We start from the raw sequence: 11685 nt of genomic DNA, 5'->3' as shown, positions 1-11685 counted from the left end.
ACTTTATAAAACATGTATCAAGAGGGGCAAGGACACCAACGACGGGGTCCTTGCCCCTCTTGTTTGTGATCCCTATTTTTCTATACTTGAACCCCATGAGAACTTTTGCATAGGCAATAACCGGCCTCGCCAGCACCAATCACAGACAGTTGGTGGTGTCTTGGGATTCGCGAATAATCATGTCAGGGGTTGGTAGGAGGTGAATAAAGAATCAAGCTCTTCTTTCGGCAAGGCCGCATCATGGCTTCTATCATTTGTATTGTTGTATGTCGCCCTTGCAGTAGTGTTCTCAAGTGTTGAGTCAATTCCATTGGTAGTCGGTGGTGCGGGGGTGTTTCTTGCCACGTGGGCCGTCGAGGCGTTGCAGAGTGAAGATTATAAAGGGGGGAGGACTTCCCTTTTTGGCTTGCGTAATCATCGTGATTGTTGCTGTGTCGCTCTCCCTAATGCTGTGAGCTACCTGAACAAATGAGCCTCGTTCGATGGGATGAGGCAGACTAGGTCTGCAGCGCAATGAACGTCGCCGCCTGGTCAGACAATTCGGTGAGAACTGCGTTTCGTCTCCAGACGCGTTAGGGAAATATACTGTCAGGTCGCCCGAACTTTGTGCGAGTGGTGCTTAGGAGCTTTTCGAGAATTGACCTCACTGCGCGTTCGGCGTCGAAACCAGCGTTTTGCTTCGGCGTGCTTAGAAAATGAGAAAAGATCCGCGCTTTCTAGCGGTGGGTCGGGGGGCACTCTGCCACGATGGGCTGCGCACATCATGTCCTGATCCCTGTCTGTACTCTTTCTCGTGGTCAGGCCCCTCATGACGAGAAAGTGGCACGACATTCAAAGATAGGCACCGGGCGTGATTCAAGGACACCAATTGCGTTAGCTCTCCGCCCAGCATCACCGCACCAGTCCGCCTAGATCAACCCACGGTATGATGCGGCACTGTGAATGAGCGGGTTATGTTAGGTAGGACGCTAATTTCCCACCTACAAGGAGAACACGTTTTATGACTGATGCCGCGGCACGCGCCGTTGACTTGTTTAAACAATACGGAGGCGATGACACGACGGTCATCGCCCTTGATCACGTTTCTATTGAGTTTGGAAAGAACCAATTTACGGCGATTATGGGCCCATCGGGTTCGGGCAAGTCCACGTTAATGCATACGATGGCAGGGTTGGACTCTGCTACTTCTGGTTCGGCGTATATTGGCGATACCGATATGTCTCGTCTTAATGACAAGGAAATTACTGCGTTGCGCCGTGACCGCCTGGGATTTATTTTCCAGTCCTTCAACCTGGTTCCTACGTTGACGGCTGCGGAGAACATTACGCTGCCTTCTGACATTGCGGGTAAGGACATCGACAACCAATGGTTTGAAGAAGTTACCCATCGCTTGGGGCTGACAGAACGTTTGGAGCACCGGCCGGCGGAATTGTCTGGTGGTCAGCAGCAGCGTGTGGCCTGCGCTCGCGCCCTAGTGTCACGGCCGGAGATTATTTTCGGCGATGAGCCGACGGGTAACTTGGACTCCAATTCTTCGGCTGAGGTGCTAGATATCTTGCGGACTGCAGTAGACCAGGACAATCAGACCGTTGTCATTGTGACTCATGATGCCAAAGCGGCGTCTTATGCCGATCGTGTTGTTTTCCTCGCTGATGGCAAGCTCGTCAATGAACTGCAGGATCCAACGATGGAGGCCATTCATAATGTAATGGCAGAGATTGAGGGTTAAATGGCACGTGGAAAAGCAATGCGCAGGGTATCCGTGCGCAATATTGTGGCGCATAAGTTGCGCCTTGTCTTGACAATTTTGGCGGTGGTCTTAGGCACCGCCTTTATCGCTGGCTCTTTCATGTTCACTAACTCATTGAAGGCCACTTTTGATTCCGTGGTGGATAACCAATTCCGCGGCGTAGACGCAGTAGTCAGTGAGAACGATGATGGAAACCAGAAGCTGGATGAAGGGCTGCGCCAACAGCTGTTGAATGATCCCGAGGTCAAAAATATCAACGTCGCTGATTCACAGACCGTCGTAGTCGCAGATGAGAACTCGGAAGCATTTCAAACCCGCAGCGGTGCTGCGAGACTTGCCTCATATTATTCCACAGATAATACCGTCGGTGGTGTTAGTGAGCTCATTGAAGGTGAGGAACCGAACGCCACAGGCGAGGTAACTATTAATTCTTCTGCAGCGGAGAAATACGATATTTCCGTGGGCCAAACGCTTCTGGTCGTTCATCCGGATAGCCAGCATGAGGTTAGGGTCACGGGCATCGTGAAGTCACCGGTGGAGCAGGGCGATAACATCGATCTGCACATGGCCGAGGCGGATTACCTGGAACGCTTTGGTGATCCCTCCCAGTTGAAGGTCTCTGCCGCCGACGGCGTGGATGCGAATCGGTTTGTTGATGACCTCAATGACAAGTTCGATATTAAAGCCGAGTCCGGCGAACGTCTAGCAGAGCAGACTAGTGAGGCAATGACCGAGGCGTTGAAGTTTGTGAACTACTTCCTCGTTGCTTTTGGCCTGATCGCCTTGCTGGTGGGGACCTTCATCATTGCTAATACGTTCTTCATGATTGTGGCTCAGCGCATTAAGGAGTTCGCGCTTCTGCGTGCTTTGGGCGCTTCACGTCGACAGATTACTAATTCCGTTGTGGTGGAATCCGTCATAGTGGGCTTGCTGGGCTCCCTCGTTGGCGTAGTTGCCGGCGTGGGCTTGGTCGCGGTGATAAGGGCGGTTATGGGAGCCAACGGAATGGAGATCGGCGGGGGTTTAGGCTTGAGCGTGTCTGCCGTGGTGGTTCCGCTCATTTTAGGCACCATAGTCACCGTGGTTTCCGCGTGGTCTCCGGCGCGGCGCGCGGGGGCTGTGGAACCGGTTGAGGCGATGCGTACGACGGAGTCGGCTTCCGGCTCTTCGTTGAAGGTCCGCACTATTTTTGGTGCCATCCTTATGACTGGCGGCATTATTGCGGCTGTTGCGGGCGTGCTTAGCGATGCCGAAACGGATACCCGCGCCATTCTCGTCGGCCTCGGCGCCGTCGGCGTGATTATTGGTTTCTTCCTGGCTGGGCCAGCACTCTCTTTGCCCTTGGTGCCTACACTGGGCCGGGTTATTGGAGCCCCCTTCGGTTCCATTGGCAAGCTGGCTGCTACCAATTCGCGGCGTAACCCGCGCCGCACTGCCGCCACGGCCTTTGCCTTGACCTTGGGCGTGGCATTGGTGACGAGCATTGGCATGCTGGGGCAGACGATGAAGGCTTCTATCTCGGATAGGGCGGACCAAACTATTACGTCGGACTTCATTTTGTCCGGTCCTAGCTCTGGAAACTTCCCGGCACCGAAGGAAACCGGTGCGCGTGCTGCAGAGGCCGACGGTGTAGAAAAGGTTGTTACCGTCGGCTCGGCGCCGGTTGCCGTGGACGGTCGGGCCTCCTTAGACTTTCGCACCGGCGGTATGTTTACCGCGACCATGGATGCTGATCCGACTTCCATGATGGCGATGAACATGGTGGAAGGCGATGCCAATATTGCAGGTGGCTTTGTCGCCACGGAGAACTTTGCCAAAGAAAATGGCTGGAAGGTCGGGCAGAGCTATGAGGTGACCGGAAGTAAACCGGGCAAGACCGCAGAAGCCAGATTGGTCGGTACCTTTGAGCCTGTAGAGGTCGTTCAAAACATGGTGGTTTCTCAAGATGTCGCAGAAAAGGTTGCCGCCGACGGTGAATTCGCCGTGCAGATGGTTGGTGTTTTAGGCCAAGAAGGCTATAACAAGGAAGATTTGCGCCAGAACCTTGAGAATGCAGTGAAGGATCTCGTGGTCGTGCAGGTCAATACTGCTAAGGAATACGCAGGTCAAGTCGCCGATTCCATCGACCAGATGCTGGCTATACTCTACGGTCTCCTGGCACTAGCGGTGATCATTGCTGTGCTGGGCATTGTCAATACCTTGACCTTAGGCGTTATCGAGCGCCGCCAAGAGATCGGCATGCTGCGCGCGGTGGGTACGCAACGCCGCCAAATCCGCAGGATGATCACCCTAGAGTCGGTCCAGATCTCGCTCTTCGGTGCAATCATGGGCATTCTTATAGGTCTTGGCTTGGGTTGGTCCTTCATTGACATCTTGAATGATCAAGGCCTTGGTGGAGCTGAGATTCCGTGGGCAATGTTGGTGATTATGCTCCTGGGATCCGCGGTTGTGGGTGTCATTGCTGCGGTATGGCCATCGCAACGTGCAGCAAAAACCCCGCCACTGGAAGCGATTGCGGATTAAAGCTTAGACGTCCAGACCTTGACCCTATCCGCGGTCTTGAGGTCTGGAATCCGTGATGAAGGCCGTAGAAATGGTCAACCTCTTTGCCTAGGCGCTGCCCAAGTTTAGCGAAAAAGGAGGAGCAAAACGCTTGCTCGGTGAGTGGGCAATTGCGTACCTATATTCCGTGATAGATAATATCGGCCCACATCGCACCGCGCCAGGCCAGGACGACTCCGATCCCGATGGTCCAAAAGAGGTATTTGCACAGCGGCCACCAGTGTCGCTGCTTGAGCATTTCCCCCAGTTCTTTCGCCATGGTGGACCACGTAGACAGGCCTCCGGCGAGGCCGAGGGCGAAGAGGGAGTAGGCAAAGGGGGCATCAGCAAGCTGCGAGAAGCCGACCGCCAGGCCGAAGATCAAAGAACCGAGGATATTGGATACGAAGGTGCAATACGGCGAGGGGAGCAAGTGGGTAAATCCGGAGCGTACCGCGCCGCCGAGAAATCCTCCGATAAGGACTAAGAGTAGGTTCATCGCAGCTTATCCCCAGCGAGGTAGGCGGCGGTGCATCCCACGAGCGTGGCCGTGACGTAGGCCAGGGCGATGCTCCAGTGGGTATTCGCGGTGTAGAAAGCAAAGCTGGCGAAGCTGGTAAAACCACCCAAAAATCCGGTGCCCCAGAAGGGACCCGGGCGAGCGTATCCCATCAGCGCGCTACCGACAATGTTGAGGATAAGGAGCGGGATCAGTCCGCCGCCGAACGCTACGGTTAAGAGATAGCGAGAACCGGCGCCGAGAGCGGCACCGGAACCTACGGTGATGAAGTGTGGCATGGGGTACATCATAGTGGGCGAAGTCTCAGGAAAAGCACAGGGCGTTGTGGCCGAATGGGGAGGTTAAACACTAAACTACTAGGAGTGAATTACGCGTTTGATGTCGTGAGCTTTATTGCCCGCTTCGGCATGGCCGCGGTGTGGATCATCGCCGGTATAGAAAAGACGACGCATCCGCTGGACACCATGCAATCCATCAAGGCCTATGAGATTTTCACGCCGGAATGGTCTGGGTATTTGGCCCAGCTCATTGGCCCGCTGGAACTCGTGGGCGGAATGCTGCTTTTGCTGGGGATTTTCCTCCGTGAGTCCTCCAAGGTAGCGGCCGTGGTCATGGTGCTTTTTATGGTGGGCATTCTCCAGGCATGGTTGCGCGGGCTGGATATCGATTGCGGTTGCTTTGGGGCCGCTGAAGCCACCGCGGAACCCGGCATGAATTATGGGCTGACGCTTCTTCGTGATGCCGCCTTCCTCCTTCTTACCGCATGGACTATCAAACGCCCGTTCACTAAATTTGCGCTCCACCCATAGCGATGGGCACAGTAGGTTATAAGAGTCCGAAAGTATCAACAGGCAAGGTTTAAATGAGCAAAGTAAGTGACCCAAATGCCAAGTCTGGCAATGGTTTCATCTGGGGCGTTGGTGTTCTCCTCGTCGTCATCGCCGTGGTTATAGGCTACATCGTATGGAACGGCAAACGGGCCAATGAAATCGAGGTGCAAGAGGTCAATATGTCCATGGACTACAAGGACAATGCGGTTACCTTGAAGTCCGATGCGGCCGATGACGATACCCCAGAAGTAGACCTATACGAAGACTTCTCCTGCAGCCATTGCGCGGATCTGGCGATAAGCACCGATGCGGACATGAAGCAAGCGATTGAGGACGGTAAGCTTGTGGTCCACGTGCGCACGCTGAACTTCCTAGACGGTAGGGATATCGAAAACGAGGATGGCTATTCCACCAAGGCCGCCGCAGCCATGTCAGAACTTGCTAAATCCGGCGATGTGAAGACCTACTGGAATTTGCGTGATTACATGATGCAAAACCAGCAGAGCGTTGCCACCCAGTGGGACATTGAGGATATTGCTGAGCAGGCCAAGGAACTCGGTGCCGAAGATGACGTGGTGGATTCCCTTAGGAATGTGGATATCAAGCAGGGAAATAAGGTGGCCAAGGCCAACTACGACAAGCTGAATAAGGCAACCGGCTCCGTTTCTTCGCCGCGTATTATCCAGAATGGCAAGGATATTCCGGACCGTGAATCCGGTAAGACCCTGAATGACTGGGTGGACGTCGCCACCAAGTAGCAGGCGATTTGGTGAGTTATGTAATTGCCATGTATATTTATACGAGGTGCAACCCGCAGGGTTGCACCTCGTATTTGGGGCTATGGCGCAGCTGGTAGCGCACCACACTGGCAGTGTGGGGGTCACGGGTTCGAATCCCGTTAGCTCCACCATTTGTACTCGATTTTTGATACAAAGATTCGAGTACGATCTGAACCCCTTGGGTTCCGCGTTTTACCTGGTATTTCGCGGGATTCGAGGGGTTCGGTGTTGCTCAGGTGCGGGTGGGTGCAGGGCTGATGGCGGCTTCCTGCGGGCAGGTTCGGTCGCGCGAGGTCCAGACTGGGGGTGCCGTCAAAAGGTATAGGGGTTGAGTGTCAATTGTTAGAATCCTGAGTCAATTTCGGTGCCATAGTCAATAATTGCTTGCTGTGGACGTAGGTGCCTACCATATGTGTCCTGCCAGTGCGGCGGCGGTGAAACTCGAACGTGTTGCATGCAGGGCCTCTACCGCGTCGGATACTCGTTGATCGACTTAGTCTGCTGCGTCCAAAGCATCCTTTAAACGGCCCACAATCACTTCCTGTTCCTTGTGAGGCGGAATGTTGAAAGTTAACGCATTTAGCTCCTTTTGATTGATTTTTGGTAGCACTGTACGGGAGCCAGCAGTTGAAGTTTTGTACACGAATTCACGAGAGAGCATGAGGAAGAATAAATAATCCCGATTCTGCTTTGCTTCAATGGGATACATGTCGGCGCTACACAGGCCATCGAAGTCCGCAATGACGACCTTGGAAAGGTAGGGACGTATTTTCGAGTAGAGAATTTGACCCGCAAAGAACAAGTGTTTTCCGCTCTTCACATCGATGACCAGTAAGCCTTACCTGTGGTCTGTAAATGCCATATCCTGCACGTTTCCGCGAGTAGGTATCAATGACCGTGGCAAGGTACATGTTTTTGCCTCCCTTGTCATAAGCAGGTAGATACATGTCGCCGACATAGGCACGGTTCGGCTCTTTAGCTGTGAATTTGCGGCCTACTAAATCCGGCATGACGCGGTGGCCGGGCTTGCGCCTGGTAGTGATGCATCGGCGACGCTTGGTAAAGCCCTTGAAGTCCCATGGATTTCATAATTCGTGCAACTTTCTTGTGGTTGACCGGGGTAAACGCCGTGTCCTCCTTAAGGCTTGCGGCGATGCGTTTGAGCATCGTCAAAGACCATGTTCATCATCAAAAGATGGTTGTGATTCTTACACCAATAACACCGTCAGAATACATGTTTAACCTGCGCTTTTTACGGGTGTGGACCCATGTATAAAACGAGGAACGATTCAGCTTTAACACATGGCACATCCGTGTGAGCCGAGTACTCGGTTCGGTGGTCATAGACAAAGCTGAGAAGCAGAACTCCCTGTGAGTTGCTTTAAGCACACTATGTCGCAGCGTTGCGCAGAATATCGCGTTCTTCGCGCAGCTTGGAGACCTCTTTTTCGATCTGGCGGATCCGTCTCACGAATCATTCGCCGCTTGGGCTTTATCATGCACTGCTTTTATGCGGGCACGTTTGCCGGTGCCGTACTTTTTGACCCATGAATGTAGCGAGGCTCGGTTGATTCCGAGCTCGGCTGATGCTGCGTTCAGCGAGAGGTCCTCATTGTTTTCATAGAGGGCCACGGCATCGCGCTTGAACTGGTCTCAGTACCTGGATGTGGTGGTAGATTACCAATCTTCCCAACCCGACTGGGTTGGATATCAGGTGTCCACCAAATGGGGGTCAGGTCCGGGGTCAGTTCAAAACCCTTCGGGGGGTTTGCATATCGTCTATAAGCTCCAGTACAGCGCCTATCAGCAATCTAGCCGCCCGCACCGGGGTATCGCGATCCAACGCGTAAGCCACAGGCGACTGCACATACGAATATTGCATCGTCACATTCGCACAGTTCCCACCTGTCAAAAAGTCCACGGTATCCAACTGCCAATCCGGCACCCACCCCGTGCCCGTAGAAGTGTGGATGACGAGGGTCGAGCGGCGCAGCGCCCCGGTTCGCAGGATTTCGCGCTTGACTACTTCGGCATTGCTCTCCAGAGAGCGCCCCGGAGCCAAACCGCCGTAGATACGGATCGGTTCGTGCGCATCAGTCCAGCCTGTGACTGCCGTGATGTCCCGCGCCCGTAGCCCGCCCCCGGCCATCACCCGCCCCTGGGCACCAAGGGCGATCCACCGCCCGTGGGACCACACGGAGCCCGAGCGTTCAGGCTCCCACGGCTGTTGGTATCCCCAGTACACACGCCGATTAACCAATTCTGCTTTTTCGTTGAATTTTGACAACAGCTGGCGCAATAAAATTTTTTCAGAGATAAGGAAGGTGATTGCAGCCACCGCCCCGGCTGCCATTGGCACCGCCGCGGGAGCGGGCACGAAGCGGCGCAGGGAATGCCGGGTGACGTCGAAGCTGGATTGCAGCAGGTCTCCGATAAGGAGGAATGCCCCGTATCCCAAGGTGCTAATAGCCACTCCGGTGAAAGCCGCCGGTGGGCCGAGGCGTTTACTACTCACAAGGTCTGCGGATTCCCCCCCTGCCGCTTGTAGAACCTGTATGCGACAGCAGCCGTGGCCAGGGTAAAGGCGCCGTGCATGGCGCGGTAGGCCTGCCTATATCCTGGCTTGTTCACTGCCTGTTGTAGATCCACGCCACATGCGCGAAAAGCGGGCAGCACAGCACTGGCGACGACGATCCCGTTGAAGTGCCCGACTGCCTGCGGGGTGGCAGCATTCCCGGCAATGGCCCACCAAGGGTGTGGAAGCAAAGATGGGGAGAGCGCATTCCACATACCGATCTCAGCACCGATGATTCCTAGGCCACGGCGAGGATCCAGTGCATAACGCCTGTTCAGGCGCACACCCGGAAAGAGGTTGGCGTAGAGTTCTACCGCTCCGGCTGCGGCGCGAAAAGAATACGACAGCGCTGTTAAGGAGGCCCACTTCGCTCGCCGTTGCAGATTCGGGAAAATCAATCGCCGCAGTTTACACATGGGGAGTTGCTGGGTGTCGCTGGCCTAGCACTAGATTTCACACACCGTTGCGTGGGTGACGTAATACTCTTCGTAGTCCTCGAGAGTCCGTGCTTTTTCATTTAGCCGAGCCATGACGGCCTCACGGGCGGACGCGTGGTCGTCGTAGAAATTCAAGGGATTACCTACGCGAACTTCCTCGCCACGTTCCACTAGTTCCACTAGCAGGTACGCCTTGCCCTCAGGGCCCGTGATGGTTTGCGCTTCGCCGGTGAACGGGTCGGTGTAGTGATACGTGGTATTCGTGTAGCTCATGAGTTGCGGTTCTCCGTTGGGCAGGGCAGTTTTTCTGATTTCTTCAGTAGAGGTTTTACTTCTCCCAACACGACTTGCGTTCATCGCGCATCACCTGCGTTCACCGCACCTGCACCGTGGCCACGAACTTCCCCAAGCCCAGCGCCTCTATCTTTTTAGAGCCTTTCTTCGGCTAGAACAGTGCCCCTCGGAGCGTGGCTGCCACCGAGCGGTTCTTCAGTTACCCGCACTGCCATCGTGTCTGCTGGCAGGGGCATCCACACATTGTCGTGTGGGTCTTGGCCAATAACACCAGCTGAACGAGCGTTACCCGCCTTATCGATCGACCACACTTGGGCACCCATTCCCCGCTTCAGCACCGGGGCACCATTGACCATCGCCCCGCCGGAATCCATTTCTGCGGAGACCACCACGTCCAACGTGGAGCCGTCAGCCTGCAGGGATACGCTGCGTACATCACCCATAGCCATGATGGAGTGCATGTGGTTCTCGGCTGCGGCACCCTGCATGAACTTCTCGTCGGGTACACCACTGCCGTCCTCGGAGGGAACACCCTTGGCATTCTCAGAAACGGTCGAACCACCATTGTTGCCGCCCCTTGGGCCACCGGTGGTGCCGACGATCCCTACCCCGGCAATAAGAACGATGGCGGCAGCAGCGGCCACGGCAGCTCGCCCGAAGCCTCGGCGTATGCCTCCAGTAGCATCTTCCGACGCAGCTTGCTCCTGTCGCAAGGGTACAACATTGCCGCTAACAGTAGCTTTAGCCCCGTCGTCGGCCCCCGGGGCTAACTGCGAGTATTCGCCCGAGCCGATGGCGGCCATGATGTTGGCCTTCAGCTCCGGGGAGGGTGCCACTGGTTCAGCCAGTTCGGCCAGGTCGCGTTCCAGCTCACCAAAATACGGCTTATCTTGACTCATTAGGCACCCCTTCCGCCAGCACTTCGCGTTGTTGATTCAGAATTTTCTCTAACTTACGAAGGCCATCGCGCACACGCGTCTTCGCAGTCCCCAGTGGTACGCCCGTCGCCCGAGCAAGCTCCGCGTGAGTCATATCGCCGAAGTAGGCCAGCAGGATCGCGGTTTTGTGCGGTTCGCCCATAATCTCTAGAGAGGTACGCACGGCATGGCGCTGGACGTTACGTAGAGCTTGTTCTTCCACGCCATCCCTTTTTATGGACGCCAGCAGGAACGCCTCTCGGTCGTCCCTTTTCAGCGTGGCTATGGCACTTCGGACACGATCAATCGCGCGCAGTCTCGCCCGGCGCAAAATCCAGCTATTCGCCGAACCTTTCTCCGGGTCGAAGTCCGCCGCACGCTGCCAGACTTCGATGAACACCTCTTGGGTAACTTCTTCGCCCTGAGCTTGGTCATGAAGAATCTGCACCGCTAGGCCCAATACCTGCGGAGCAATTTGATCGTAAAGGCGCGCAAAAGATGCTGCATCACCCTGTTGGGTGAGCAGCATTAAGCTCTCCAGTGTTTCTCTTTCGACTATGGCCATCGTGTCCATCGTAATGCGATCCGATTGGTACGCAATGATCTGGGGTTAAAACTCCCGCTAGATTACTTGTTTTCCATCTTGTCGTCGTGCTCCATCTTGTCGTTGTGCTCCATCTTGTCCATCTTCTCTTCCATCTTGTTTTCGATGCCGTCCATCTTCTTTTCCATCTTCTCCGTCATGGCCGACTCCTCGGAAGGCATCATCTTCTCGTCCGTCTCCATCTTGTTCGCAGTGCTCATGGAGTCAGACTTTTCCATCTTGTCCTCGCTCGTCATCGAAGACGAGTTAGAGGAAGAGCCGCTGTCGGAGTCGCCGGAATCGTTGCAGGCAGCCAGCCCCAGGCTCGTTACGCCGGTCAGGGCAAGGACAGCTGCAGCGCGAGCTACAGACTGGCCGGTGGTGCGGTTGTGTGCGCGGTTGATCTTGCGAGTGTTCATTCTCGTTGCTCCTTCGGAGTATCCAGCAGTGCTCTTCTCA

The 11685-nt window shown here is 55.0% G+C and carries 15 protein-coding genes and 1 tRNA gene; 5 read left to right on the top strand and 11 right to left on the bottom strand.

All coding sequences use genetic code 11. The features are described 5' to 3' along the window. Nucleotides 1-1000 precede the first annotated feature (1000 nt). Both D9V82_RS10275 and D9V82_RS10270 read left to right on the top strand, forming a co-directional pair. Nucleotides 1001-1729 carry an ABC transporter ATP-binding protein gene (locus tag D9V82_RS10275; protein WP_121912283.1) on the top strand — a complete coding sequence of 243 codons (729 nt, stop codon included), beginning with the start codon at nucleotides 1001-1003 and terminating at the stop codon, nucleotides 1727-1729. Further along, a complete protein-coding gene (locus D9V82_RS10270; protein WP_121912282.1) occupies nucleotides 1730-4273 on the top strand; it encodes an ABC transporter permease in 2544 nt (847 codons plus the stop codon). 157 nt (nucleotides 4274-4430) lie between these two features. On the opposite strand, the gene D9V82_RS10265 is transcribed toward D9V82_RS10270, so the two are convergent. Further along, nucleotides 4431-4790, bottom strand: coding sequence for a FluC/FEX family fluoride channel (locus D9V82_RS10265; RefSeq protein WP_121912281.1), 360 nt, complete (start codon nucleotides 4788-4790; stop codon nucleotides 4431-4433). Then, the gene (locus tag D9V82_RS10260) at nucleotides 4787-5089 is read right to left on the bottom strand and encodes a fluoride efflux transporter family protein (protein WP_167449793.1); all 303 of its coding nucleotides are present in this window, start codon (nucleotides 5087-5089) and stop codon (nucleotides 4787-4789) included. Before D9V82_RS10260 ends, D9V82_RS10265 begins: the two co-directional genes overlap by 4 nt. 84 nt (nucleotides 5090-5173) lie before the next feature. On the opposite strand from D9V82_RS10260, the gene D9V82_RS10255 reads away from it, so the two are divergent. The 3 genes from D9V82_RS10255 to D9V82_RS10245 all read left to right on the top strand — a co-directional run bounded on the left by D9V82_RS10255 (nucleotide 5174) and on the right by D9V82_RS10245 (nucleotide 6551). Then, entirely contained in the window at nucleotides 5174-5620 is a 447-nt protein-coding gene (locus D9V82_RS10255) for a MauE/DoxX family redox-associated membrane protein (RefSeq protein ID WP_239088605.1), read from the top strand. A 53-nt stretch (nucleotides 5621-5673) separates the two neighbouring features. Further along, nucleotides 5674-6399 (top strand): DsbA family protein, encoded by a 726-nt coding sequence (locus D9V82_RS10250; RefSeq protein ID WP_121912278.1) that lies wholly within the window; start codon nucleotides 5674-5676, stop codon nucleotides 6397-6399. Nucleotides 6400-6475: 76 nt separating this feature from the next. Further along, nucleotides 6476-6551 (top strand) — tRNA-Ala (locus D9V82_RS10245). Between the two features lie 362 nt (nucleotides 6552-6913). On the opposite strand, the gene D9V82_RS10240 is transcribed toward D9V82_RS10245, so the two are convergent. From D9V82_RS10240 to D9V82_RS12445, 9 genes are all read right to left on the bottom strand, one after another. Continuing rightward, nucleotides 6914-7240, bottom strand: coding sequence for a restriction endonuclease subunit S (locus D9V82_RS10240; RefSeq protein WP_204084055.1), 327 nt, complete (start codon nucleotides 7238-7240; stop codon nucleotides 6914-6916). Nucleotides 7241-7395: 155 nt separating this feature from the next. Continuing rightward, nucleotides 7396-7587: a helix-turn-helix domain-containing protein gene (locus tag D9V82_RS13145; protein WP_121912276.1), complete on the bottom strand. Its 192-nt coding sequence runs from the start codon at nucleotides 7585-7587 to the stop codon at nucleotides 7396-7398. A gap of 300 nt (nucleotides 7588-7887) precedes the next feature. Further along, a complete protein-coding gene (locus D9V82_RS10230) occupies nucleotides 7888-8052 on the bottom strand; it encodes a hypothetical protein (protein WP_121912275.1) in 165 nt (54 codons plus the stop codon). 112 nt (nucleotides 8053-8164) lie between these two features. Beyond that, the gene (locus D9V82_RS12935) at nucleotides 8165-8935 is read right to left on the bottom strand and encodes an alpha/beta-hydrolase N-terminal domain-containing protein (protein WP_275414596.1); all 771 of its coding nucleotides are present in this window, start codon (nucleotides 8933-8935) and stop codon (nucleotides 8165-8167) included. After that, complete coding sequence (locus tag D9V82_RS12930; RefSeq protein ID WP_259466295.1) at nucleotides 8932-9393, bottom strand: alpha/beta-hydrolase N-terminal domain-containing protein; 462 nt, start codon at nucleotides 9391-9393, stop codon at nucleotides 8932-8934. The genes D9V82_RS12935 and D9V82_RS12930 overlap by 4 nt, the downstream gene beginning before the upstream one ends. Before the next feature lie 48 nt (nucleotides 9394-9441). Further along, nucleotides 9442-9705 carry a hypothetical protein gene (locus tag D9V82_RS10220; protein WP_121912274.1) on the bottom strand — a complete coding sequence of 88 codons (264 nt, stop codon included), beginning with the start codon at nucleotides 9703-9705 and terminating at the stop codon, nucleotides 9442-9444. Between the two features lie 155 nt (nucleotides 9706-9860). Further along, on the bottom strand, nucleotides 9861-10625 hold the full coding sequence (locus D9V82_RS10215; protein ID WP_121912273.1) for an anti-sigma factor: 765 nt from the start codon (nucleotides 10623-10625) through the stop codon (nucleotides 9861-9863). After that, a complete protein-coding gene (locus D9V82_RS10210; RefSeq protein WP_234457236.1) occupies nucleotides 10612-11208 on the bottom strand; it encodes a sigma-70 family RNA polymerase sigma factor in 597 nt (198 codons plus the stop codon). The genes D9V82_RS10215 and D9V82_RS10210 overlap by 14 nt, the downstream gene beginning before the upstream one ends. Nucleotides 11209-11270: 62 nt before the next feature. Beyond that, nucleotides 11271-11645 carry a hypothetical protein gene (locus D9V82_RS12445; protein WP_183122509.1) on the bottom strand — a complete coding sequence of 125 codons (375 nt, stop codon included), beginning with the start codon at nucleotides 11643-11645 and terminating at the stop codon, nucleotides 11271-11273. Nucleotides 11646-11685 lie beyond the last annotated feature (40 nt).

Origin of the sequence: Corynebacterium macginleyi (assembly GCF_003688935.1) — a bacterium.
Taxonomy (GTDB): domain Bacteria; phylum Actinomycetota; class Actinomycetes; order Mycobacteriales; family Mycobacteriaceae; genus Corynebacterium; species Corynebacterium macginleyi.
Note: the sequence above shows the minus strand (reverse complement) of the source record. Positions and strands in the feature narration are given on the sequence as shown.